17 protein-coding genes are annotated in these 26,081 nt (G+C 64.1%); 16 read left to right on the top strand and 1 reads right to left on the bottom strand.

Annotation, left to right across the window (positions count from 1 at the left end):
• Window positions 1-103: 103 nt before the first annotated feature.
• On the bottom strand, window positions 104-2,713 hold the full coding sequence (locus HU729_RS16765) for an autotransporter domain-containing protein (RefSeq protein ID WP_186711011.1): 2,610 nt from the start codon (window positions 2,711-2,713) through the stop codon (window positions 104-106).
• 341 nt (window positions 2,714-3,054) lie between these two features.
• Here HU729_RS16765 and flgB point away from each other — a divergent pair, with 341 nt between their 5' ends.
• The 16 genes from flgB to HU729_RS16845 all read left to right on the top strand — a co-directional run bounded on the left by flgB (window position 3,055) and on the right by HU729_RS16845 (window position 26,036).
• The gene (flgB, locus tag HU729_RS16770; protein WP_186666455.1) at window positions 3,055-3,462 is read left to right on the top strand and encodes a flagellar basal body rod protein FlgB; all 408 of its coding nucleotides are present in this window, start codon (window positions 3,055-3,057) and stop codon (window positions 3,460-3,462) included.
• Between the two features lie 2 nt (window positions 3,463-3,464).
• Window positions 3,465-3,908: a flagellar basal body rod protein FlgC gene (flgC, locus tag HU729_RS16775; protein WP_054891905.1), complete on the top strand. Its 444-nt coding sequence runs from the start codon at window positions 3,465-3,467 to the stop codon at window positions 3,906-3,908.
• 16 nt (window positions 3,909-3,924) lie between these two features.
• On the top strand, window positions 3,925-4,611 hold the full coding sequence (flgD, locus tag HU729_RS16780) for a flagellar hook assembly protein FlgD (protein ID WP_186711012.1): 687 nt from the start codon (window positions 3,925-3,927) through the stop codon (window positions 4,609-4,611).
• Between the two features lie 30 nt (window positions 4,612-4,641).
• A complete protein-coding gene (gene flgE, locus HU729_RS16785) occupies window positions 4,642-6,000 on the top strand; it encodes a flagellar hook protein FlgE (protein ID WP_186711013.1) in 1,359 nt (452 codons plus the stop codon).
• A 72-nt stretch (window positions 6,001-6,072) separates the two neighbouring features.
• Complete coding sequence (locus HU729_RS16790; RefSeq protein WP_186666449.1) at window positions 6,073-6,255, top strand: hypothetical protein; 183 nt, start codon at window positions 6,073-6,075, stop codon at window positions 6,253-6,255.
• A 209-nt stretch (window positions 6,256-6,464) separates the two neighbouring features.
• The gene (locus HU729_RS16795; protein WP_054891901.1) at window positions 6,465-7,205 is read left to right on the top strand and encodes a flagellar basal body rod protein FlgF; all 741 of its coding nucleotides are present in this window, start codon (window positions 6,465-6,467) and stop codon (window positions 7,203-7,205) included.
• Between the two features lie 48 nt (window positions 7,206-7,253).
• Window positions 7,254-8,039 carry a flagellar basal-body rod protein FlgG gene (gene flgG, locus HU729_RS16800; RefSeq protein WP_063545695.1) on the top strand — a complete coding sequence of 262 codons (786 nt, stop codon included), beginning with the start codon at window positions 7,254-7,256 and terminating at the stop codon, window positions 8,037-8,039.
• Window positions 8,040-8,099: 60 nt separating this feature from the next.
• Complete coding sequence (gene flgH / locus HU729_RS16805) at window positions 8,100-8,795, top strand: flagellar basal body L-ring protein FlgH (protein WP_054891899.1); 696 nt, start codon at window positions 8,100-8,102, stop codon at window positions 8,793-8,795.
• 6 nt (window positions 8,796-8,801) lie between these two features.
• Entirely contained in the window at window positions 8,802-9,917 is a 1,116-nt protein-coding gene (locus HU729_RS16810; protein ID WP_176717858.1) for a flagellar basal body P-ring protein FlgI, read from the top strand.
• An 11-nt stretch (window positions 9,918-9,928) separates the two neighbouring features.
• Window positions 9,929-11,122: a flagellar assembly peptidoglycan hydrolase FlgJ gene (gene flgJ / locus HU729_RS16815; protein WP_186711014.1), complete on the top strand. Its 1,194-nt coding sequence runs from the start codon at window positions 9,929-9,931 to the stop codon at window positions 11,120-11,122.
• Window positions 11,123-11,134: 12 nt separating this feature from the next.
• A complete protein-coding gene (flgK, locus tag HU729_RS16820; protein WP_186711015.1) occupies window positions 11,135-13,180 on the top strand; it encodes a flagellar hook-associated protein FlgK in 2,046 nt (681 codons plus the stop codon).
• 13 nt (window positions 13,181-13,193) lie between these two features.
• On the top strand, window positions 13,194-14,756 hold the full coding sequence (locus tag HU729_RS16825; RefSeq protein WP_186666446.1) for a flagellar hook-associated protein 3: 1,563 nt from the start codon (window positions 13,194-13,196) through the stop codon (window positions 14,754-14,756).
• A 116-nt stretch (window positions 14,757-14,872) separates the two neighbouring features.
• The gene (locus tag HU729_RS16830) at window positions 14,873-18,448 is read left to right on the top strand and encodes a glycosyltransferase (protein ID WP_186711016.1); all 3,576 of its coding nucleotides are present in this window, start codon (window positions 14,873-14,875) and stop codon (window positions 18,446-18,448) included.
• A 56-nt stretch (window positions 18,449-18,504) separates the two neighbouring features.
• Window positions 18,505-21,225 (top strand): glycosyl transferase, encoded by a 2,721-nt coding sequence (locus HU729_RS16835; RefSeq protein ID WP_186711017.1) that lies wholly within the window; start codon window positions 18,505-18,507, stop codon window positions 21,223-21,225.
• Between the two features lie 124 nt (window positions 21,226-21,349).
• Window positions 21,350-24,880: a glycosyltransferase gene (locus HU729_RS16840; RefSeq protein ID WP_186711018.1), complete on the top strand. Its 3,531-nt coding sequence runs from the start codon at window positions 21,350-21,352 to the stop codon at window positions 24,878-24,880.
• A gap of 220 nt (window positions 24,881-25,100) precedes the next feature.
• Window positions 25,101-26,036 (top strand): ketoacyl-ACP synthase III, encoded by a 936-nt coding sequence (locus HU729_RS16845; protein ID WP_186711019.1) that lies wholly within the window; start codon window positions 25,101-25,103, stop codon window positions 26,034-26,036.
• Window positions 26,037-26,081: the final 45 nt, after the last annotated feature.

A 26,081-nucleotide genomic window follows, 5' to 3' on the forward strand; every position in this document is an offset into this window, starting at 1 on the left:
AGGCCGGTATCGAGAGATACCGGCCTTTTCGTTTTCGCGCCTGCGAACACCGGACCTTGCCAGCGTGTTCAGGCGGCAAGGTCAGGATCGATCGAGATCGCGGTCAGAAGTCGTACCGCACCTTTGCCGAGAATACGTCGGCATTGAAGCCCGACTTGCCCACGTAGTCATAATTGACCCCGAGGGTCACTGCACCCAGCTTGTAGTCGGCACCGACACCTGCTTCGTAGCTGTTGCGCACCGCACTTGCGCCGCGGGTCACGAATGGCGTGTTGCCGAGCAGGAAGGTCGAGGTGCTGTTGGTCTGGTCGGCGGCGAAGTCGTGGTAGCCCATCAGCTTGAATTGCGGCTCCAGGGTCCCGACACCAACGGCATAGCTGCCCGCCACTCGCACACCTGCACCCAGCTCGAGGGCTTCGTAGCGCTCATCTTCGACCTTGAGTGCGGCGGACGAGCCTTTCTCGCGGTAGCCATCGATGTCGACACGGCTGTAGCGTGCGGCCACGCGTGGTTCGACCAGCAATTGCGGGTTGATGTGCCATGTGTAGCCACCCACCAGGTTCGCGGCCAACTGGTTGCTATCGTAGTCGGCCTTGGCCCGGGTGTCGGCGATCTCACGCTTGCCTTGGTTGTCGCCCCGGCCATAGGTCAGGCTGGCGTCGACGAAGTAGTTGCCCAGCGTATAGGCGCTGTACAGGGTGAAGGCATGGCTCTCGACCGACGTCTTGTTGCCACTGCTGCCGTTGACGTCAGTGTCCAGGAAGCTGTACGCCAGGCCCAGGGTGAGCTGGTCGTTGAGCTTGCCATCGGCACCGACGGCAATGCCGCGACTGTAGGCGTTGTAACCTGCCACGCCGTCACGGGTGCTCTGGGTGGCGTCGCTGTACAGCGATTGAACCCATACGCCGGCCTGGCTGAAGCCTTCCCCCGACGAGGCGCCACGCAGGTTGCTGGCGCGGCTGCTGATGGCGTTGCCGATCATGCGCTGGGCTCCGGTGGCTGCCTGGCGCGCGCCGCCGTTGACCTCCGGGGTCAGCTGGCGAGCCAGTCTGGCGACCTGGGCCTGGTCGGCGTTGGCGGCGTAGGCCAGCAGCGGGTCGCCTTTGGGCAACTGAGCCAGCAGGCCGTTACCGATCGCGTTGCCGATGGCACCCTGGGCATTGTCGTTGCCGCCGCTTTCCTTGACGATCTCGGTGACTTCTTCCACCGGTTTGGTCGTAACCTGTGCGTAGACTTTGTTGTCTTCCACCGCGCTGCTCTGCACGCGCAGCAGTGCCGAGGTACTGGTGACCTGGATGCCGTTGGGGTCAAGGTTGTGGCCGGCGGTGTCCACCAGCTGTACCTGGCCGGCCTCGACCAGCAGGTAGCGCGATCCGGACGGCTGGAAGTCCTCTTCGTCGGCGTGCAGGGCGATGCGCGAGCCTTGTTCGAACTTGCTGGTGCCGCTGACCTTGAGTACCGCCACGCTCGGGTCGGTTTCGCTGGACAATTCCAGGCCCAGCGCCGAGTTGCCGGCGATCGACAGGTTGCCGTCGATCGCGGTGCGGGCCGCGGTCAGTGACAGGGTTGCGCGGGTGTCGTCACCCAGGTTGCCGACTTCGATCCAGCCACCGGGCTTGAGGCGGATGTCCGGGGTGCTGTGGGGCAGGTAGTGGGCCTGGAACTCGCTGTTACCTTCGACCTCGATGTTGCTCAGCCCGTCGAGCATGCCGGTGATCTGGCTGCCCTCGCGCAGGATGAGCTCGACCGGCCGATTGCTGTGGCTGGCGTCGATGGCGACCTGGGCCATGATGATGCCGCTGTTGAAGATGTTCAGGTCGCCGTGGTCGCGATACCAGGGTTGCTGGCCGGGGGCGTCGAATGCGACATCGCCGATGCGAATGCCGGTGCCGCTCAAGGCGTAGATCGAGCCACGGTTGTCGATGTGCCGCCCCAGGCTACTGGTCAGGGTTGCGCCATCGAGCGCGATGGCCTGGCTGTTCGTGTCGCTGGCGACGATATTGCCGTAGTTTTCGATGCTGTCCAGGCGGGTTGGCATGCCGGTGGCGCCGCCGCGCGACGTGGCGTTGACGCTGATGGCATTGGGGCCGCTGCTTTCGATGGCGCCGCGATTGACGATCTTGCCCTGCACGGTGGCGCCGGCCAGGTTGAGGGTGATCGCGTTGTAGCCATAGGCGCGGACCTTGGCGTTCTGGGCGTTGACCAGGTCGCCCTTGATCAAGGTCGACTGGCCGTTGGCGCTGGCCAGGTTGATGCCGTAGGCTTCCCGCCGGTTGATGATGCCGATACCGGTGCCGGCCTGGAGCGTGCCTTGGTTGATCAGGTTGCCATCGATGGTGGTATTGCTGATTTTCAGCGCGTTGCCATCGAGGCTGGTGCTCCTGACGAAGGCCTGGTTCATCAGGTCGCCGGTCACATGACTGTTGCGCGCGGTGAGGGCGTCGCTGCGATTGACCATGTCCACGGTGGTGCGGTCGTTGTCGTTGATCGGGCTGTTGAAGGTCAGGTCGCCCTGTACGTTGGCGTCGTCGAGCACGATCGCGCTGCGGGAAATATTGGTGAAGCTGCCGCCGAACTCGAGGCCGTTCGCGTAGCTCTGGTGGCTGGAGGTGAAGCCGGCATCGGTCAGTTGGATGGTCTGGCCATGGGCGGGCAGGGCGCTGGTGGCAATTGCCAGGGCAAGCAGGGTTTTGCGGTAGGTCAGCGGGGACACGGTTTCTTCCTTGGAAGGCAATAGGGACAGTGCGCATCCATGCTGTGCCTGAAACCGTAACCAGTGGCCTCATGCCACATCTCTGCGCGGTCGCGAATGCTACTCGCAGTGATGGCAAAATAACACTGTCCTGTTGACGTCAATTTTTTGGATTGCCGCTTTTGCCGCTCGGCAATTGCCGCTCACTCGCCATCAAGCGGAAGCACTTTGCCGCTTTTCTGGCATTGCCGTTGCTCGCGGATGCAGATGATGCCCGGTATTGCTGGGGTTGCGGCTGTTGGCACAGGCCTTGCTATAGCTTGGCCAACGCAACGCTGGTCAACCTTCGAAGGTTCCCCGACATGAGCATCAGCTTCGACAAGGCCCTCGGCATCCATGAAAAGGCACTGGGTTTCCGCGCCCAGCGCGCCGAGGTGCTGGCCAACAACATCGCCAACGCCGACACGCCCAACTACAAGGCGCGTGACATGGACTTCTCCTCGGTGCTTGCCGCCGAGGCAGACAAACAAAGCAATGGGCGTATTTCGCTGACCCGCACCAACGGCCACCACATCGAGGCCGAAGGCCTGGCCATGGGCGACGACAGCCTCAAGTACCGCACGCCGATGCAGCCGTCGATCGACCAGAACACCGTGGATGCACAGATCGAGCAGTCGAACTATGCGCAGAACGCGATCGACTTCCAGGCCAGCTTCACCTTGCTCAACAGTAAATTCAAAGGGCTGGTATCGGCCCTGCGTGGAGAGTGACCATGTCCCTTGCCAGTGTCTTCAACATCGCCGGTAGCGGCATGAGCGCGCAGAACACGCGCCTTAACACCGTCGCCTCGAACATCGCCAACGCCGAGACCGTCTCCTCGAGCATCGACCAGACCTACCGCGCGCGCCACCCGGTGTTCGCCACCACCTTCGAACAGGCCCAGAACGGCGCCGGTCAGTCGCTGTTCGACGACCAGGGCCAGGCCGGCCAGGGTGTGCAGGTCAAGGGGATCATCGAGGACCAGAGCAACCTGGAAGCCCGCTACGAGCCCAATCATCCGGCGGCGAACAAGGACGGCTACGTCTACTACCCGAACGTCAACGTGGTCGAGGAGATGGCTGACATGATCTCCGCCAGCCGTGCGTTCCAGACCAACGCCGAGCTGATGAACACCGCCAAGACCATGATGCAGAAGGTGCTGACCCTGGGTCAGTGATTGAGGAGCGCAAAGCATGGCAGTCAATGTTAATGATGTGCTCGCCAACTCCGGTGTGAGCAACGGCACCAAGAAGCCAGCCAGCGAGCCGACCGACAAGAACGCGCTCGGCAAGGATGCCTTCTTGCAGTTGCTGGTCACCCAGATGCAGCACCAGAACCCGCTCGATCCGCAGGACAACGGTGAGTTCGTTGCCCAGCTTGCGCAGTTCAGCAGCCTGGAGGGTATCCAGACCCTCAACGAGTCGGTCAACGCCATTACCGGTTCGCTGGGTTCGTCCCAGGCGCTGCAGGCGTCGTCGCTGGTCGGCCGCTCGGTGATCGTGCAGAACAACAAGGCGTTGGTCGATCCGACCAAGAGCTTCAATGGTCAGGTCGTGGTGCCGCAGAGCATCGAGAGCGGCAAGGTCACGATCAAGGACAAGGATGGCAACGTCGTCAAGACCATCCAGTTGGGCGAACAGAAGAAGGGCACTGCCGACTTCATCTGGGATGGCACCAACGACAAGGGCGAGAAGGTCGCTGCAGGCAACTACACCTTTACCGCGACGACCACCGTCGATGGCAAGGCTCAGGAGATGTACACGCTGCTGCCAGCCACCGTCACCAGTGTCACTGTGGGTGGCACTGGCGGCGAGATGATGCTCAACCTGGCCGGTATCGGCAAGGTCGGCATCTCCAAAGTACAAACCATCGGAATCTAAGGCCGGCCTGTTCGGCAGAAGGAGCAATGCATGTCTTTCAATATCGGCCTTAGCGGTCTCTACGCAGCCAACAAGCAACTCGACGTTACCGGCAACAACATCGCCAACGTCAATACCACCGGTTTCAAGTCGTCGCGTGCCGAGTTCGCCGACGTCTACGCCGGCGCCAACCGCCTGGGCGTGGGCCAGAACCAGGTCGGTAACGGTGTGCGCCTGGCGGCCGTGTCGCAGCAGTTCACCCAGGGTGACGTGAACAACACTGGCAACGTGCTGGATATGGGTATCCAGGGCCAGGGCTACTTCGTCCTGTCCGACAACGGCTCGCTGACCTATACCCGTGCCGGTGCCTTCCGCACCGACAAGGACAACAACGTGGTGACCTCCGACGGCCTGAACCTGCAAGGTTATGCCGCCGACAGCACCGGCAAGATCCAGAAGGGCATCCTCACCAACCTGAAGATCGATACCTCGGCGCTGGCCCCCAAGGCCACTACCCTGATCGACCAGGGCATCAACCTGAACTCCTCCGCCGACACCATCCCGCTGGAGGTGTCCGACGGCGCGACCCCACCGGTGATGGTGCCGAACAAGCCGTTCGACCCGGCCGACCAGTCGACCTACACCAAGTCCTTCCCGACCAAGGTGTACGACAGCCAGGGTAACGAGCACACCATGGAGCAGTTCTACCGCAAGACCGGCACCAACGAGTGGACCATGTACACCCTGGTCGATGGTCGCAACCCGCTCAACCCGAGTAGCACCACGCCGCTGACCGGCACCATGACTTTCAATTCCGACGGCAGCATCAAGGCCATGACCACCGACAACACCACGGTGCCGGCGGCCAACTGGAGCGTGACCAACAACACCTTCAGCCTCAAGGGCTGGATCCCGGCCGCGAAGGATGCCGCAGGCAACTGGGCGGCCAACGGTTCGGATGGCAATGCCGACGGCATGCGCCTGGCCATGAACAGCACCACCTCGTACAACACCGAGACCGCGCGCATGTCGCAGAATCAGGACGGCTATGCCACCGGCATCCTGTCGAGCCTGTCGATCGACTCGACCGGGGTGATGTTCGCAAGCTTCAGCAACCAGCAGTCTCGCGCCATCGGCCAGGTTGCGATTGCCAGCTTCGCCAACGACCAGGGCCTGCAGCAGATCGGCGGTACGCGTTGGAAAGAAACCTTCTCCTCGGGTATTCCAGGCATCGACGCGCCGAAGACCGGCACCCTGGGCTCGGTCGAGTCCAACTCGCTGGAAGCGTCCAACGTCAACCTGACCCAGGAGCTGGTCGAGCTGATCAAGGCGCAGAGCAACTACCAGGCCAACGCCAAGACCATCTCCACCGAAAGCACCATCATGCAGACCATCATCCAGATGACCTGATGGTCGCTGGCTGAGCGTGTCTGGACGAACCCCTTTCCCGTGAAGGGGTTCGTCGTTTTTGCAGGAGGGATCATGAGGAAACTGACTGTCGCGCTGTTGGCGGCGGCATGCCTGCTCCAGGCTCAGGCCGGTACTGCGCCGTGGTGGCGCTGGGAAAGCCAGGTGGATGGGCGACTGGTGTGTTCGCAGTGGTCGCCGGGGGAGGGCTGGAAGCGGTTTGCCGGGCCGTACAACAATGGTGGGTGTCGCGATTAGCAATACCGCCACTGCTGAACTTTGGCACCCCCTTGCCGCCAGCGGCAAAGCAGCGCCGGATAACCGACGTTGCACCCTCGACGAAAACCACCAAAGGCCCGTATCCACGGGCTTTTTCTTGCCTCGGGAAAAGTTGGTTCGGAACTTGCTTTAGAGCCTGCATAGCAACGGTGAGCGGCAATCGATCGCCAGTGCAGTGGAGGATGACTGTGGACAAGATGCTTTACGTGGCCATGACCGGCGCCGCCCAGAACGCGGTGGCACAGAAGGCCCACGCCAACAACCTGGCGAACGTTTCCACCACCGGTTTTCAGCGTGACCTGGAGCAGGCGCGCTCGATGCCGGTGTTCGGCGACAGCTTTCCGGCGCGTGCCTTCGCCATGAGCGAGCGGCCTGCCACCGACTTTACCGCAGGCCCGATGATCGAGACCGGTCGCGAGCTGGACGTGGCGGTCAGCGGCAACGGTTTCATCGCCGTGCAGGCCCCGGATGGCAGCGAAGCCTATGTGCGCACCGGCAGCCTGAACATCGACGCCCTCGGCGTGTTGCGTGCCGGCAATGGCATGCCGGTGATCGGCAACGGTGGCCCGATCGCCATTCCGCCAGAGCAGAAGGTCGAGGTCGGTGACGATGGCACCATCAGCATCCGCGCCATGGGTGAAGACCCGCGCGTCATGGCCGAGGTCGATCGGATCAAGCTGGTCAACCCCGATATCAAGAGCATCAGCAAAGGCCTCGATGGCCTGATCCATACCAACAGCGGCCAGCCGGCCGATGCGGACGTCAATGTCCGCGTGGTGTCGGGCTTCCTCGAGGGCAGCAACGTCAATGCCGTCGAAGAGATGACTTCGGTGCTGGCCCTGTCCCGCCAGTTCGAGCTGCACGTCAAGATGATGAAGACCGCCGAGCAGGGCGACGAAGCCATGGCTCGGGTTTTGCAAATCAGCTAATCACTTTTGAACGGGTGCCGTAAAACAGGCGCACGAGGAGAACACTAAATGCTTCCGGCTCTCTGGGTCGCTAAAACCGGCCTGTCCGCACAGGACACCAACCTGACGGTCATCTCCAACAACCTGGCCAACGTCTCGACCACCGGCTTCAAGCGCGACCGTGCCGAGTTCCAGGACCTGCTGTACCAGACCAAGCGTCAGCCTGGTGCCCAGTCGACCCAGGACAGCGAGCTGCCTTCGGGCCTGCAGGTCGGTACCGGTGTGCGCATCGTCGGCACCCAGAAGAACTTCCAGACTGGCAGCCTGCAGACCACCGAAAACCCGCTGGATCTCGCGGTCAACGGTCGTGGTTTCTTCCAGGTCCTGCAGCCAGACGGCACTGTCTCCTACACCCGTGACGGCACCTTCCACCTGAACTCCGATGGCCAGGTCGTGACCGCCAATGGTTTCGCCCTCGAGCCTGCCATCGTCGTGCCGCCGGAGGCCCAGACCTTCACCGTCGGCCAGGACGGCACCGTGTCGATCACCACCACCGGCAACCCTGCTGCGCAGATCATCGGCAACATCCAGACCGCAGACTTCATCAACCCGGCCGGCCTGCAGGCGATCGGCAACAACCTGTTCTTCGAGACCGCCGCCAGCGGTGCGCCGCAGGTCGGCACCCCGGGCCTGAACGGTTTCGGCACCACTCTGCAGCAGACCCTGGAAAACTCCAACGTCAGCACCGTTGAAGAGCTGGTGAACATGATCACCACCCAGCGCGCCTACGAGATGAACTCCAAGGTCATCTCCACCGCCGACCAGATGTTGTCGTTCGTCACCCAGCAACTGTAAGTCCTGGCTCTAGCTACCCGGCCGCTGTTGCAGCGCCTGTTACACCGTGAGGTAAGCGTCATGAATCGTCTGTTGTCCGTCGTCGCCCTGGGAGGGGCTGTGTTGCTGGCCGGTTGCGTTGCGCCGACGGCAAAGCCCAACGACCCGTACTACGCGCCTGTACTGCCGCGTACACCTTTGCCGTCGGCGGCCAACAACGGTTCGATCTACCAGGCCGGTTTCGAGCAGAACATGTATGGCGATCGCAAGGCGTTTCGTGTTGGTGACATCATCACCATCACCCTCAACGAGCGTACCTCGGCGAGCAAGAACGCCGGTTCCCAGATCCAGAAGGACAGCAACGCCAATATCGGCCTGACCTCGCTGTTCGGGACGACGCCCAACACCAACAACCCGTTCGGCGGTGGCGACCTGTCGCTCAACGCCGGGTACAAGGGTGAACGCGCCACCAAAGGTGCCAGCCAGGCCAGCCAGGGCAATACCTTGACCGGCTCCATCACCGTTACCGTGGCCGATGTGCTGCCCAACGGCATCATCGCCGTGCGCGGCGAGAAGTGGATGACCCTCAACACCGGCGAAGAGCTGGTACGCATCGCCGGCCTGATCCGCGCCGACGACATCGCCACCGACAACACCGTGCCGTCCACGCGCGTGGCCGACGCGCGCATCACCTATTCGGGCACCGGCTCCTTCGCCGATGCCAGCCAGCCCGGGTGGCTGGACCGCTTCTTCATGAGCCCGCTTTGGCCCTTCTGAGTACGGATGACCATGTTCAACGCCAGGCAGTTGATTGCCGCGACCTTGCTCCTGTCCTTCGCGTTCGGCGCCCACGCCGAGCGCCTGAAGGATATCGCCAGCATTTCCGGCGTGCGCGCCAACCAGTTGATCGGCTACGGCCTGGTGGTGGGGCTCAACGGGACGGGTGACCAGACCACCCAGACCCCGTTCACCCTGCAGACCTTCAACAACATGCTGTCGCAGTTCGGCATCAAGGTGCCGCCAGGTTCGGGCAACGTGCAGTTGAAGAACGTCGCTGCGGTGTCGGTGCACGCCGACCTGCCGGCCTTCGCCAAGCCGGGGCAGGTGATCGACATCACCGTGTCCTCGATCGGCAACTCCAAGAGCCTGCGCGGCGGCAGCCTGCTGATGACCCCGCTCAAGGGTATCGACGGCAACGTCTACGCCATTGCCCAGGGCAACCTGGTGGTCGGTGGTTTCGATGCCGAAGGTCGCGATGGCTCGAAGATCACCGTCAACGTGCCGTCGGCCGGTCGCATCCCTGGCGGTGCTTCGGTCGAGCGTGCGGTGCCGAGCGGCTTCAACCAGGGCAACAGCCTGACCCTGAACCTCAATCGCCCGGACTTCACCACCGCCAAGCGCATCGTCGACAAGGTCAACGAACTGCTCGGCCCGGGTGTTGCCCAGGCGCTGGACGGCGGTTCGGTGCGCGTCACCGCGCCCATGGACCCGAGCCAGCGGGTCGACTACCTGTCGATCCTCGAGAACCTGGAGATCGATCCTGGCCAGGCCGTGGCCAAGGTCATCATCAACTCGCGTACCGGCACCATCGTCATTGGCCAGAACGTCAAGGTATCGCCGGCCGCCGTCACCCATGGCAGCCTGACCGTGACCATCACCGAAGACCCGATCGTCAGCCAGCCGGGGCCGTTCTCCAACGGTCAGACCGCCGTGGTGCCACGGTCGCGGGTCAATGCGCAACAGGAAGCCAAGCCGATGTTCAAGTTCGGCCCGGGGACCACGCTGGATGAAATCGTCCGTGCGGTGAACCAGGTCGGCGCGGCACCGGGCGACCTGATGGCGATCCTCGAAGCCCTGAAACAGGCCGGCGCCTTGCAGGCCGACCTGATCGTGATCTGAGGACGCTGGCGATGAATCCGAAGAGCCTGGTTTCAAGTGCCGCCGACAGCGGCGCCTACACCGACCTCAACCGCCTGAGCTCGCTCAAGCACGGGGATCGCGACAGCGATGCCAACATCCGCAAGGTGGCCCAGGAGTTCGAGTCGCTGTTCATCGGCGAAATGCTCAAGGCCTCGCGCAAGGCTGGCGATGTGCTGGCTGCCGACGATCCGATGAACACCGAGACGGTCAAGCAGTACCGCGACATGTACGACCAGCAGTTGGCCGTGAGCATGTCCCGCGAAGGCGGCGGTATCGGCCTGCAGGACGTGCTGGTGCGCCAGTTGTCCAAGAACAAGGCCGTGCGCCCGAACACCAGCCCGTTCCCGCGTATCGACGGCAATGCGCCGGCGTTGTGGGGCACGAAAGTGGTCGCACCTGCCCACGCCGCCGAATCGACGTCCACCCGCAACGACGTTGCGGCGCTCAATGCGCGGCGTCTGGCGCTGCCGGGCAAGCTCACCGACCGTCTGCTGGCCGGCATCGTGCCGTCGGCCGGCAATCCGGCTGCGACCAACACCTCGGCATTGCCGGGTCGTGGCGATATTCCGCCCGGTGGCGTGGCCACCGGCGACTGGGAGCCGGCCCAGGCCTTCGCCGCACCGGGGCATGGCATGCAGATTCTCGGGCGCGCCGTGGCCCAGCCGCCGCTGGCGCCGAAGAAAGCCTTCGCCGACAGCGACGAGTTCGTCGCCACCATGCTGCCGATGGCCGAGCAGGCCGCCAAGCGCATCGGTATCGACCCGCGTTACCTGGTCGCCCAGGCTGCCCTCGAAACCGGCTGGGGCAAATCGGTCATGCGCAACACCGATGGCAGCAGCAGCCACAACCTGTTCGGCATCAAGGCCACCGGCAATTGGCAGGGCGGCGAGGCGAGGGCGATCACCAGCGAGTTCCGCAACGGTCAGTTCGTCAAGGAAACGGCAGCGTTCCGTTCCTACGACTCCTACCAGGACAGCTTCCACGACTTGGTCAGCCTGCTGCAGAACAATGCGCGCTATCAAGATGCGGTGAAGTCTGCCGATAACCCAGAGCAGTTTGTGCGAGAGCTGCAGAAGGCCGGGTATGCCACCGACCCGAACTACGCCAGCAAGATCTCGCAGATCGCAAGACAGATGAAGTCGGACACGAGCTACGCAATGCTCGGGACCACCACGCAACTTTAAGGGCAGCGAATCATGGCGAGCTTGATCAATATTGGCATGTCGGGGCTGGGCGCCGCGCAGTCGGGGATGTACACCCTGGGTAACAACATCGCCAACGCCGATGTGGACAGTTACTCGCGCCAGCAGAACGTGCAGAAGACCAAGGGCTCGCAGCAGAACGGCAACGTTTTCATCGGCAGCGGAACCACGCTGGCCGACGTGCGTCGAGTGTACAACTCGTTCCTCGAGAACCAACTGCGCACCACCACCTCGCTGTCCAGCGATGCCAACTCGTACCTGAACCAGATCAATCCGCTCGACACTGCCCTGTCGAGCGCTGACACCGGTATCACGGCTGCCTTGAAAGGCTTCTTCACCGCCATGCAGGACGCGGCGGCCAAGCCCAACGAAGATGCCTCTCGCCAGTTGCTGCTGACCAGCGCGCAATCGCTGGCCAAGCGTTTCAACAGCCTGTCGACGCAGCTCAACCAGCAGAACAGCAACATCAACGCCAACATGGCGTCGATCGCCGACCAGGTGAACCAGCTCACCTCGACCATCGCCCAGTACAACGACCAGATCGCGCGCGTGTCGGCGATCCAGGGCCAGCCGAACGATCTGCTCGACCAGCGCGACGGCGCCGTGCGCGAACTGAACAAGCTGATCGGCAGCCAGGTGGTGGAGCGCGAAGGCAACTACGACATCTACCTGCCCAACGGCCAGGCACTGGTACTGGGCAAGACCACCCAGACCCTCGAGGTCGCGCCAAACCGCAACGATCCGACGCGCATGAGCCTGATGATCAACCGCGGCAGCACCAAGATGGACATCACCGACACCACCACCGGTGGCGAGCTCGGTGGCCTGCTGCGCTACCGCAAGGACACCCTGGATCCTGCGCTCAACGAGCTGGGCCGGGTGGCACTGGTGGTGTCCGATGCGATCAACAGCCAGCTCGGCCAGGGCGTCGACAAGAATGGTGAATTCGGCGCGCTGCTGTTCGGCGACATCAACAGCGCCAAGGCCATCAGCGAGCGCAGCATCGCCCGCCAGGGCAACAGTGCAGGCTCCGGCAACCTCGATGTGACCATCAAGGACACCGGTAAGCTCGGCACCAGCGACTACCAGGTGACCTTCACCAGTGCCACCGGCTACAACGTGCGCAAGCTGCCCGAAGGCACCGACATGGGCAACTTCGACCTCAACGACAACCCACCGAAAGTGATCGATGGCTTCAGCCTCTCGCTCAATGGTGGCGCCGTTGCCGCTGGCGACAGCTTCAAGATCACCCCGACCCGCAACGCCGCTGCCGGTATCGAGTCGGTGCTCACCGATCCCAAGCGCCTGGCGCTGTCCGCGCCGTTGGGTGCAGTGAGCGGCTCGGGCAACAAGGGCACCGGGCAGATCACCCAGCCGAACCTGACCTCCAAGCTGGACATCTACAACGCCACCGATCGCACTCAGTTGCAGACCGGCCTGAAATATTCGACCCCGGTCAAGCTGGTGTTCGGCGACGACAGCGCGTCTCCGCAGGGCTACACCCTGTACGACGCCAAGGGCAACTCCATCGGCACCGGCACCATCGTGCCCGGCCAGAGCAACAAGCTGCAGCTCTCGGTGCCGATGGTCGATGGCGCCGGCAACCCGATCATGGATGGCGCCACCCAGCGTTCGTTCACCTTCGAGATGGAAGTGGCCGGCGCACCGAAGAACGGTGACAGCTTCACCGTCTCGCTGACCGGTGCAGGCTCTTCCGACAATCGCAACGCCAAGTCGGTGATCGACCTGCAGACCAAGTCCACCGTGGAAGTCGGCGCCGACGGCAAGGGCATCAGCCTGACCGATGCCTACGCCAAGCTTGTGTCCAACGTCGGCGGCAAGGCTGGCCAGGCGAGCATGGACTCCGACGCCACCAATGCCCTGCAGAAGTCGGCGCTCGATGGCCGCAACGCCGTCTCCGGGGTGTCGATCGACGAAGAGACCGGCAACCTCATCAAGTTCCAGCAGTACTACACCGCGTCGTCGCAGATCATCAAGGCGGCCCAGGAAACCTTCGCCACCTTGATCAACAGCCTTTAAGGAGCCGTAGACCGTGCGCATTTCCACTTCGCAGTTCTACAACACCAGCAGCGCCAACTATCAGCGCGGCTTCAGCAACGTGGTGAAAACCCAGCAGGAATCCAGCGATGGCATCCGCGTGCGTACTGCAGCCGACGATCCGGTGGGCGCCTCGCGCCTGCTGCAGCTCGAGCAGCAACAGAACATGCTCGACCAGTACAAGAGCAACATCACCAATGTGCGCAACTCGCTGAGCACCTCCGAAAGCACCCTCGATGCCATCGGCAAGGTGCTGCAGCGGGTCAACGAGCTGGCGATCAGCTCGGGCAACGCCGGTTTTACCGACGCCGACCGCAAGGCCAACGCCGACGAGCTGGGCTCGCTGGAAGAGCAGTTGTTCTCGCTGATGAATAGCAAGGACGAGAACGGCAAGTACCTGTTCTCCGGTTCCAAGGGCGACACCCCGCCCTACGTGCGCAACGCCGACGGCACCTACAGCTATCAGGGCGACCAGGGCCAGTTGAAACTGCAGGTGGGCGACATGCTCAGCCTGGCGGCCAACGAGACCGGTTTCGACGCCTTCGAGCAGGCGCTCAACACCAGCCGCAGCCAGACCACCCTGACCGCTCCGGCGGTGGACGATGGTCGGGTCAGCCTGTCCAATGGCCAGGTATCCGGCAGCGCGACGTTCAACGACCGCTTCCGCAGTGGCGAGCCGTACCGTATCGAGTTCCTCAGCAGCACCCAGTACCGCATCCTCGATTCGGGCAACAACGACGTGACCCTGGAAGCCTCGCAGGGCGGGACCTATAACCCGAATGCCGAGAATGGCACGATCTCCTTCCGCGGTGTCGACCTGCGCCTGAAGATCACCCTGCAGCCGGGTGACAACCCGGACACCGCGATTGCCGGCCACACCTTCAACCTGAGCTCCAAGCCCGATGCCATCGCTGGCTCGCGTAGCCCAGGCAACACTTCCGGCACCCAGGTCAACAACGCCACCATCAGCAACCAGGCGCAGTACAACGCCTCGTTCCCAGGTGGCGGCGCGGTGCTCAAGTTCACCAGTGCCACCGACTTCGAGCTGTATGCAGCGCCGCTCACCGACAACAGCCGGCCGATCTCCACCGGCACCCTGGCGGGCAACACTGCCACGGCCTCGGGCGTGAGCTTCCAGTTGTCCGGTGCACCCAATGCTGGTGACTCGTTCGCGATCAAGGTCGACACCCACCAGAATCAGAACATGCTCAACACCATTGGCCAACTGCGCACCGCGTTGAGCGTGCCGATGGACAATGATCCCAAGGCGCGCCAGAACTTCCTCGCCTCGCTGGACTCGGCAATCGGCAACATCGCCAGCGCCACCAACCAGGTGAGCTCCTCGATCAGCGCCATCGGTGGTCGCGGCGCGGCGCTGGATGTCCAGGCCGAAACCAACGAAGCACTGGGCAATGAAAACAGCAAGACCCAGAGCTCGATCCGCGAAAGCGACCCGGCCACGGTGATGCTGCGCCTGCAAATGCAGACCAACATGCTCCAGGCCTCGCTGCAGTCCTATGCCAAGATCGCCGGCCTGTCGCTGGTCAACTACATCTGAACCCAGGTGCGGGTGATCGCGGGGTGATCGTCCCACGAGCCTGCCTCGCCACCCGCCGGTCAGCGCCGGACTGGGTGGCAGCCGGTCCCGCGGTTCAATCGCTTGAGTGAGTCCTAGTGAACGCACATCCCCTCGTCAGCATCGCCATCCCCGCGTTCAATCCCGAGTTCTTTCGCGCCACGCTGGCCAGCGCCATCGGCCAGGATTACCCGAACCTGGAGATCGTGGTCTGCGACGACAGTCGCGGTGACCAGATCGCAGCGATCTGCGATGAGCTGCGTGCCGGTTGCACAGTGCCCTTGCGTCATGTGCGCAACCCCGAGCGCCTGGGGTTTGCCCGCAACCTGCAGCGTTGCCTGGAGCAGTCTTCGGGCGAGCTGATCAAGTTTCTCTGCGACGACGACGTGCTGTTCGGCACCTGCATCAGCCAGCAGGCCAGAGTACTCAGCGATCACTCCCAGGTCAGCATGGTCATCTGCCAGCGCCTGCTGTGCGCTGCCGACGATGTGCTGCTGCCGGCGCGTTCGCTGAACTTCGTCATTTCCCTGAACAGTGCCGTGATCAATGGCACCGACCTGCTCGAAAGCGTCGCCGACGGCGTGCCCAATCTGTTCGGTGGGATCAGCCATGCGCTGCTGCGCCGTGACGAGGTGCAGGCCTACCTGCCGGCGCTGGTCGGGGAAGGGCAGGGCTTTGCCGCACGCCTGGACCTGGCCTTGTACGCCTGCCTGCTGCGCCGTGGCCACCTGTGCAGCCTGGATCAGGTGCTGAGCCTCGAGCGCGTGCATGCCGGACGCCTGAGCCACCAGGGCAGCATGGTCGAAGCTGCCAAGACTGAATCCGAATGGCTGCTGCAGATGCTCGCCGAGTCCACCGGCGAGCCAGCGCCGGCCGATGGTTGGGTGCGTACGCTGCCGCTGGCCGAATACACCGGGGCAGCCGATCAGGTCTGGGAGGAAATGGACCTGCGCCGTTTCTTCTCCGGGCAGATGGCCAACCTCGGCCAGCAGATCGGTACCGACAGCATCAGCTTCGACGAGCTGTATGCCGAATGGCTGGAGTCGCGCCAATTGTCGGCGGGCCAGGTCAGCCTGCTGCCCAAGCGCATCGAGCAGTGGCCGCGCCAGCCGCGTATCGCGGTGGCGGTGCTGGCCGAGGCGGGCGATGAGAAGGTCTTGCGCACCACCTTGCAGAGCCTGCAGGGGCAGTCCTATCCAGCCCGCCATACCTTGGTGCTGGGCCCGGCGGCGCTGGCTGCCCAGGTACAGGGCGAGGCCCGTCACCTGCACAGCCAGGGTGATCACTTTGTCGAGCTTGGCCAGTGGCTGGCCACCGCGCAGGACATCGACTGGCTGTTGCTGCTGCGCGCCGGTGATCGCGCGCACCCTCATGCGCTGGTGATCATGGCCGAGCGCGTGGCCCTGCGCGGCGATAGCCTGTGCCTGTACATCGACGAAGGCGCCAACGACAACCTGGCGCCGTCGTTTCCGATCTTCAAACCCGACTTCAACCTCGATCTGATGCGCAGCCTGCCCTATGTCGGTCGGCTGCTCGCCTTCGATGCCAAGGCGCTGCGCGAACTGGGCGGCTTCGACGCCAGCTTCGCCACGCTCGCCCCCCACGACCTGCTCTGGCGCATGGTCGAGGTCCACGGCCTGCAGGTTGTCGAGCATATCGCCGAAGTGCTGGTGCAGTGTCACCACCGCTATGCCGACTGGCTCAACGATGCGCAGGCGCATGTGCAGGCCCCTCGCGTGCTGCAAGCGCACTTCGAGCGTCTGGGCGTACAGGCGCAGGTCACGGGTATCGAAGGCAGCATGATGACGCGAGTCACCTACCTGCACCCGCAAGCCGCCAGTGTCTCGATCCTCATCCACGCCGCAGGCGAGCTGGCGGTGCTGATGCGCTGCGTCGAATCGCTGTTCGCCCATACCGCCTACGCCGATTTCGAAGTACTGCTGGTGGCCAGCGGCGAGACATCCCCCGAGGTGCGCGATTGGCTGGGCGGCCTGCAGGGGCTGGGCAGTGACCAGTTACGCGTGTGCCAGGCGGATGCCACCGGGCGGGCGCAGAGTTTCAACGAAGCCAGCCGTCAGGCGCGTGGCGACTACCTGCTGCTGCTCGATGCTGCCTGTGTGCTGTTCGACGGCCGATGGCTGCAGGAATTGATGCAACTGGGGCAGCGCCCGGAAGTCGGCCTGGTTGGCCCCAAGCTGTTCGACAACAATGGCTCGGTGCTCTCGGCCGGCCTGGTGATGGGCATGAATGGCACTGCCGGCACGCCGTTCCTGAGCTGCGCGGTGAATGCCGACGGCTACATGAACCGCCTGAGCCTGGTACAGAACTGGAGCGCGCTGAGCCTTGACTGCCTGCTGGTGCGCGCCGCGCTGTTCGCCGAGCTGGGTGGGCTGGATACTGCGGCATTCGAGGTGTCGCTGTTCGATGCCGATTTCTGCCTGCGGGCGCGCGAAGCAGGCTACCTGTCGGTGTGGACGCCGTTCTCGCGGGTCGCCCAGGTGCCGGTGCCCGCTCAGGAACAGCCCGCACCGCAAAGCCTGCTGGCCGATCAGGAGCGGCTGTATGAGCGCTGGCTGGCATGGGTTGCTTTCGATCCCGCCTACAATCGCAACCTCAGCCTGAAGCTGCCGAACTTCAACTTTGAGCCGGGCCTGCGCGGTGGCTGGGATCCGTTCATCGCACGCGCCATGCCGTCGGTGATGGGGCTGCCCAGCAGCACCTCGGCCATCGGTCACTACCGTGTATCGCAACCGTTCGCCGAGCTGGAAAAGGCCGGCTGGATCCAGGGGCGCATCGACTACAGCGCACCGAGCCTGATCGAGCTGGAGCGGGAAAAACCTGATGTGGTGATCCTGCAGTGCCGCTACACCCCGGCCAGCCTGCGCGATATCGCCCGCTTCAAGCGCTTCTCCAACACCCGGCGCATCTACGAGCTGGACGACTACATCATCGATCCGCCGAAGAAGAACGATCACGCTCGCAACCTGCCGCGCAACATGCGCGAGCTGGTCAGCGAAGCCATCGGCTTGTGCGATCGCGTGGTGGTCTCTACCGAACCGCTGGCCGATGCCCTGTCGAGCATGCACAGCGACATCCGCGTGGTCCCCAACATGCTCGCCGCCTCCTTGTGGACGGGCCTTCGCAGTGAGCGTCAGACCAGCGCGCGGCCACGTGTAGGCTGGGCGGGCGGCACCAGTCACCGAGGCGACCTGGAGTTGCTGCTGGAGGTGGTGCGCACACTGGCCGACGAAGTCGACTGGGTGTTCTTCGGCATGTGCCCCGAGATGCTGCTGCCTTACGTGAAGGAGTTTCACCCGGCCATTTCGTTCGGTGACTACCCGCGCAAGCTGGCCAGCCTCAACCTTGATCTGGCCCTGGCACCGTTGGAGCAGAACCTGTTCAACGACTGCAAGAGCAACCTGCGGCTACTCGAGTATGGCGCCTGCGGCTTCCCGGTCATCTGCACCGACACCAAGGCCTATGCCGGCTACCTGCCGTGCACCCGGGTGGCCGACAACACCACGGCGCAGTGGCTGGAAGCGATTCGCATGCACCTCGACGACCCGGCCGCCAGCTACCGCCAGGGCGATGCGTTGCGCGAGGCGGTACTGAGCGACTATGTCCTTACCGAACACCATCTGCAGCACTGGGCCAACGCCTGGCTGGCTGACTGAAATCCAGGCGCAGGGCCCAGGCCCTGCGCAGAACCGAACTCTTGAACAGGTGCCTTATGATCGATACCGCAACTGGCTCGCACACTGAAGTGACCGTTGTCCTGCTTGGGCATGACCAGGCGGATCACCGCGCCCGCGCACTCCACTACTACGCCAGCCAGGGCGTTCCATGCCTGGCGCTGGAGCCGGCAGGCCAACTCGGTGCACTGCTCGAGCAGGTGAACACGCCTTTCGTCTGCCTGGCGCTGGATGCCGACTTCGTGCTCGCCGATGCGCTGGGCAAGGCTGCCGCCCATCTGCTTGCACAGCCGCAGGTGAAGGGGGTGCAGGGGCATGCCCTGGCCTATGCGGCGGGCAACTGCAAGCTGAGCTACCACAAGCTCGGTGCATTCGTCGCGCCCCAGGCCGCAGAAGACGCTCTGGCGCGCCTGCGTCGTTATGGCCACAGCGGCCAACAGGCCTGGCGTGCCGTACTGCGTGTGGCTACCCTGCAGACTGCGCTGGCAGGCCTGCCGCAAGAGCTGGATGCCGCGGGCTGGCGTGTGGCGCTGGGCTACGCGATCCTGCTGCAAGGCGAGATCGGCAGCCTCGAGCAGACCGATGTGGTCTGCGAACTGCTGGACAACGACCTGGGCGCAGCCGCCCGCGAGGAGCGCCTGACCCAGACCGTACGCAGCCTGCGCCAGTGGGATGAGGCGGCGGGTGTGTGTGCCGGCGAAGAAGGTTTCGTGGTGCTCAACCGCTTCGTGCGCAGCAGCTACGATCAGGGCGAGACGCCGCTGCTGTTCAGCTCCGACTGGGCCAGCGTGATTGACGACCCTGAGCAGACCTTCGAGCCGCGCCAGTATGTCGAGCTGCCGTACTACAACGGCAAGCTGTTCCAGCGCCTGAGCGAAATCGAGTTCCTCTGCCATGCCTGGCCGACCGGCGAGCGTCACCTGCATGCGCTCGAAGGCGCCTGGGTGCGCCAGCACGACTTGCTGCAAGTACATCCGAACGACACCAACGACAGCCTGCAGCAGCGCTACCTGCACGCGCTGGGCCTGGGCCTGTTCAACCGGGACGTATGCCAGCGCCTGATGCCGCTGTTGGCCGGTGCCAAGGACGTCCACCATGTTCGCGAAATGCAGGACTGGCTGACCCGCCTGGGCAGCGTTCCGGCACCCGATGCCCGCGCATTGCTCGAGACGACGCCGTCCGGCAAGTTGCTGGCCGCGATTGCCGCCGCGACCCCGGCCGAGGCCGACCGCGCCCGCGCGCAGGCCTACCTGGCGCGCCACCCGGCTGCGCAGATCGCCTTCGTGGTGCTGGACCTGGAGAATGACGACCAGGCACTGCAGGCCACCTTCGACAGCCTGCTGGCCAGCGGCCTGCGCAACTTCAAGCTGGTGGTGCTCAAGGGCGGCAAGCCTCCGGCGATTACCACTGCGCGCGACACCCTGCACTTCATCCAGGTCAACGACGGCAACTGGGCGACCCACCTGAACCAGGTGGTGAAACAGCTTTCCAGCGAGTGGCTGCTGCTGCTCGATGCCGGCGACGTGCTGCTGGCCGGTGGCCTGCTGCGTCTGGCGGTGGAGTTGACCCAGGCGCCGGGGTGCCAGGCAATCGCTGCTGACGAAGTGCAGCGTGACAGCGATGGCCGCCTGCTCGACGTGATCCGTCCGGGCAGCGACCTGGACCTGCTGCGTAGCCAGCCGGGGCTGATGTCGCGGCACTGGCTGGTACGTCGCCAGGCCGTGCTCGATCTGGGTGGCTACAGCGAGTCCTACCGTCATGCGCAGGAATACGACCTGTTGCTGCGCCTGGTCCAGCAGCAGGGTGTTGGCTGTCTGGCGCACATGGATGACTACCTGGTCATCGGCCAGCAGCCCGAGCAGTCTCTGACAGACGAAGCGGCCAAGGTCCTCAACCGTCACCTGACCGAACTGGGCTACCGCGCCCAGATCAGTGACCAAGGCAGCGCAGGCCTGACCGTCGATTTCCGTCATACCGCCACGCCGCTGGTCAGCATCCTGCTGGCAGGCGAGGGCGATACCGCGCAGTTGCAGGTATCGCTGACCGGGATCTTCCAGCGCACCCGTTACCCGCGCTTCGAAGTGGTGGTGGCCTTGCCGGGGCACGACAGCGCAGGACAGGCGGCGATTGCCCAGGCCTTCGGCACGCGCGTGCGGCTGATTGCCGGTGAGGCCCATGCCTCGCGCGAGCAACTGCTGGCGCTGGCCGCCGGGCAGGCGCGCGGCGATTACCTGGTGCTGCTCTCCGAGCGCTGCCATGTGATTACGCCGGCCTGGATCGAATCGCTGCTCAACGAGGCCCAGCGCCCCGAGGTGGGGATTGTCGGGGCCAGCTTGTGGGGTCGTGGCGAAATCCTGCTGCATGCAGGCTACGAGCTGCTCGACGGCGGACAGGTCAATGCACCCTGGGCCGGCACCTCGGCGGCACGCAGCGCTGCAGCGCGCTGGCCGCTGTCGGTACGCGACTGCCCGGCGGTGTCCGGCGACTGCCTGATGATCAGCCGCGAAACCTTCGAGCAGTGCGGTGGCCTGCCGGCAACAGGTGCGGCAGACCTGGCCCTGTGCCTGGCGGTACGCAGCAACGGCCTGATGGTGGTGTGGACGCCGCGTGCCAGGCTGATGGGCAACGAACTGGTGGTGCCCGCCGGGCAGGCTGTGCAGGCGCTGGCCGAGCAATGGCCTGGCGCGTTCCAGGGGCGTGCGCGGCTCGACGCCCAGGGCGCCGCTGGTGCACCGCAGTGGCTAGCACAGCTGGGATGACTGGCGCGCTAATTGCAAAAAAGCCGGGTTAAGCCCGGCTTTTTCATGCCCGCTGGCAAATTATTGACAGGCTGCCACCGCGATGGTTAGCGGCCTGCCCTGATCCTGGAGTTCGCCCCCCCCAATGTCGACCGCTGCGCAGCTGGATGCTCTTTCGCTCGAACAGGCGCTGACGCGCCTGCGCCTGATGTTCACCAAGCCGGGGCATCCCTACTACCTGCTGGCACCTGCCTACCGTGATACCTCGTCCGGTATCGTTTCGATGCACTACCTCTGCCACATGCTCAACCTCAACGGGCGCGAGGCGTACATCTACGGCACCGACGTGGTCAATCCCGATCTCAAGACGCCGTTGTTCGACCCGGCCATCGCCCGTCGCCACCTGGCCGAGGGCAAGGTGCCGATCGCGGTCTATCCCGAAGTGGTCAGCGGCAACCCGCTGGAGTGCCCGGTGGTGGCGCGCTACATGCTCAACTTCGAGAGTTTCATCAGCGGCAAGAGCATGAACGCGGCGGCGACCGACCTGATCTTCTACTACGCCGAGCGCCTTGCCGAGGCCCGTGGCGATGTCAACGTCGACCTGCTGTGCCTGCCCACCATCGACATCGAGCTGTTCGCTGCGGGCGCTGCCGATTGCGTGCGCGAAGGTGCCTGCCTCTACCAGAACCGTCACCCGCTGGAGCAGATCGACTACGACCAGTTGCCTGCCGGCATTCGCCTGCTCAGCGTGGCCAATGCCCTGAGCCTGGCGGAGTTGGCCGAGGTGTTGCGCCATGCCGAGGTGCTGTACACCTACGAATGGTCGATGACCTGTGTGATCGCAGTGCTGTGTGGTTGCCCTGTGCTGTTCATGCCGGGACATGGCGTGGACCAGCAGGTGCTCGACAACAGCTTCTTCGGTTGCGTCGGCTTTGCCATGGCCGACCAGCCCCGCGCCCTCGAACAGGCCCGGGCTACCGTTGGCGATGGTCTGCAGCGCTATGTGCAGCGCACCGCATCGTTCTGGCAGCAACTGGACACCTTCATCGCCAAGACCCAGGACGCAGCCGTGGCTGAAGCCTCGGGCAACCGGCACGGCATGCTCGACTGGTTGCGTCAGCGCTATCCATTGCCCAAGCAAGTGCAACGTCTGCAGCAGGAGCTGTCCGGGCCGCAGGCGCCGAAGCTTGCCGTGCTGGTGCGCGATCACGGCGACCGTCAGGCGCTGTTGCGGACCCTGGAGAGTGTTGACCGTGGCCTGTATCGACAGGTGCAGGTGCATGTGCTGGGCGAGTGCGACCCGCAGCGCGTCGGTGTGCAATGGCAGGCGTGCGACCCACGTGAGCCGGTGGCGACGATCAATGCGCTGCTGAGCGATTGCGCAAGTGACTGGTACTTGCTGGTCGAGGCTGGCGAGACTTTCGTCGCCAGCGGGTTGCTGGCGCTGGCGGTGCGTTTGCTCGATGCGCCCGAGGAATGCCTGGCGGTCTACGCCGACGAAGGCCTGCGCCGCGAGGGAGGGGATGTCGAGCTGGCGCTGCGCCCGGACCTTAACCTGGACCTGCTGCTGGCACTGCCGGGCAGCCTGTCGCGACACTGGGTCTATCGGCGCGAGGCGCTGGCAGCAGGGTTCGCCGGCGACTGCGGGCGAGCCTTCGAGCTCGGCCTTCAGTTGGGCTTGCTGCTCGAACGCGGGCTGGGCAGTGTCATGCATGTCGCCGAGCCGCTATTGATCGGCAAGGGTGGGCCGCTGGCGGCCTGTGCCGACGAGCAGGCGGTCATCGCGCATCATCTGCGCCTGCGCGGCTATGAGCAGGCGCAGGTCTTTGCCCTTGATGACGTGCCGGGCGGTTATCGCATCGACTACGGTCATGCGCATGTCGCTTCGGTCAGCATCATGGTGCCGTTGCGCGGGCAACTGGTCGATTTCCAGCGCTGCCTGGAAACCCTGTTGACGCACACCGCCCATGAGCAGTTCGAAGTGTTGCTGATTGAGGCGGGCAGCGAAGACCCTGCGTTGCTCGAATGGCTGGACATGGTCGGGCAGATCGGTGAGGGGCGTTTCCAGGTGCTGCGCTATATGCCTGGCCAGCCATGGGCTGCGTTGTGCAACGCGGCTGCGCAGGAGGCGCGGGGTGATTATCTGCTCTGGCTCGACGGCCGCGCCGCGGTACTCGATGGCCACTGGTTGTCGGCGCTGCTCAATCACGCCCAGCGCCCTGAAGTCGGTGCAGTCGGCGGCAAGTTGCTGGCCGGTGACGGCACGGTACGCCAGGCTGGCCTGCTGCTGGGGATCGACGGTTCGGTGGGCGCGGCGTTTGCCGGTCTGCCTGCACAGTCGACAGGCTACATGGCGCGCCTGGCGCTGGAGCAGAACTTCGCTGCGGTCGGTGGCGAGTGCCTGATGCTGCGGCGCGCGCTGTTCCTCGAGGCCGGCGGCTTCGATGCCAGCGAGTTGCTGGCGCCCTGGGCCGATGTCGACCTGTGCCTGAAGCTGCACCAGGCGGGCTATCTGAATGTCTGGACGCCGCATGCGCGCCTGCTGCTGGATGCGCCACGCGATGTGCTGGCCAGCGAAGAGCAGCACGATGCGTTGTATGCGCGCTGGTTGCCGCGTCTGGCGCACGACCCGGCCTACAACGGCAATTTCTCGCTGCGTGACGGGCAAGGCTTCATGCTGCAAAGCAATGACCTGAGCTGGCGACCCTTGCTGGGCAAGGTGCCGCGGGTATTGGCTTGCATTGCCGAGCAGGATGACCGGGCATTGTCGCGTCTGGTCCATCCGTTGGGGGCGCTGTGCGAAAACGCGTTGCTCGACGGCGCGGCAACCGTGGGGCTGCTGTCGCCGGTGGAGCTGGAGCGTTTTGCCCCGACCAGCGTGATCCTGCAGCGACCGTTGGATGATGCAGGGCTGCTGGCCTTGCGGCGGCTGAGTGCATTCTCCCAAGCGCTGAAGGTAGTGACGCTTGACGGTTATCCCGAACCTGCGCAGTTCGAGTCCGGCGAGGATCTGCTGCAACGCCTGCAGGCCGCGTTGATGCAGGCTGACCGCGTGCTGGTGCCGACGCCTGCGTTGGCCGAGTGGCTGCAGGGGCTGCACCAGGATATCCGGGTGCTGGAGAACGCCTTGCCGGTCGGCTGGGGCCGCCTTAAGGGCGAGCGGCAGGCAGGGGCCTTGCCACGTCTTGGCTGGATCGCCGGCAAGGACGACGAGTTGCTCGAGCAGGTAGTACCGGCCTTGTCGGGTGAAGTCGAGTGGGTGGTGCTGGGTGAGTGTGCTGGTAGCTTGAGGCCGTTCGTCAGCGAGTCGCACCCAGCGGTCGAGCCTGGGCATCTGGGCGAGGCCCTGGCGGCGTTGAACCTCGATCTGGCGCTGGTGCCCATGGCCGATTCCCTGGAAAACGCCTGTTCCGGTGACCTGCGCGTGTTGCAGCACGCGGCCTGTGCTCATCCGGTGATCTGCAGCCGAGTGCCGGGCTTTGCCGCAGGCGATGCCTTGCCGCTGTCGCGCGCGGGTAACCAGCCCGACGAATGGCTGCAGGCGATCCGTCTGCACCTGTCGGACCGTGACGCTTCGGCGGCACTGGGCGATGCGCTGCAGGCGGCTGTGCGTGGGCAGTGGCTGCTCGAAGGTGCGCGGCTGGAGAGCTGGTGCCGGGCCTGGTTACCCGATTGAAGGGGTGGTCTGCAGTGAGGATGTGACGCTGTCGTGTCCATTCGACAAAAAACGCGTGACTTGAGAGTCACTTCGCGCATCTTCACTGTATATTGTCCGAACTAGGAGCCGCCGTCGCGCAGCCATAAACGTGGTCAGGAACAGGGGCGTCCCGTGTTTCCTGGCGTTTCGTCGTTGCGTACGCCGTGGGCTACTTCGCTGTTATTGAACGGGAAGCCACATGATTGGCATTAAAAGCATCGCCAGTTACCTGCCGACTCAAGGGGTAGACAACTACGCCCAGGGCGCAAAATTCGGCAAGGACCAGGATTTCATCTTCGGCAAGATCGGTTCCACCTTCTTGCCGCGCAAGGACAGCGAGCAGGAAACCTCCGACCTGTGCGTCGAGGCTGCACGCAATCTGTTCGCCGCCAATCCTTCGCTCGACCCTGCCAGCATCGATGCAGTGATCGTCGTCACCCAGAATGGCGACGCCGAGGGGCTGCCGCACACCGCAGCGATCGTCCAGCACAAGCTGGGGCTTTCGACCCATGTCGCGGCGTTCGACGTTTCGCTGGGGTGCTCGGGCTATGTCTACGGCCTGTACGCGATGAAAGGCTTCATGGAAGCTGCGGGCTTGAAGAATGGCCTGCTGATCACCGCCGATCCGTATTCGAAGATCGTCGACCCAGAAGACCGCAACACCACCATGCTGTTCGGCGATGCCGCCACCGCGACCTGGATGGGCGAGAACGCCGCCTGGCAACTGGGCAAGTCGCTGTTTGGCAGTGACGGTGGCGGGGCTGAGCACCTGCGCACCACCGATGGCAAGTTCTTCATGAACGGTCGTCAGGTCTACAACTTCGCCCTGGTCAAGGTGCCAGCGCACCTGAACCAGTTGCTCGAAGCCAGCCAGCTGAAGGCTGACGAAATCGACCTGTATTGCCTGCATCAAGGCAGCGCAGCTATCGTCGATGCGGTGTCGGCGCGCTTCGATGAGGGCGAGCACAAGGGCAAGTTCGTCAAGGACATGGTCGAGACCGGCAACACCGTTTCTTCCAGCATTCCGTTGCTGCTGGAGAAGCATGTGCTGGGTTCGACCCACAAGCGCGTTGCCCTCAGTGGTTTTGGCGTCGGCCTGTCGTGGGGCTCGGCGATCATCGAACGCACTGATTGAGCGTTGTCGCGGTATCTGCAAAAGCGCCGAACGGGTGACCGTTCG

The sequence above is a fragment of the Pseudomonas sp. RW10S2 genome (assembly GCF_014268985.1).
Lineage (GTDB): Bacteria > Pseudomonadota > Gammaproteobacteria > Pseudomonadales > Pseudomonadaceae > Aquipseudomonas > Aquipseudomonas wayambapalatensis.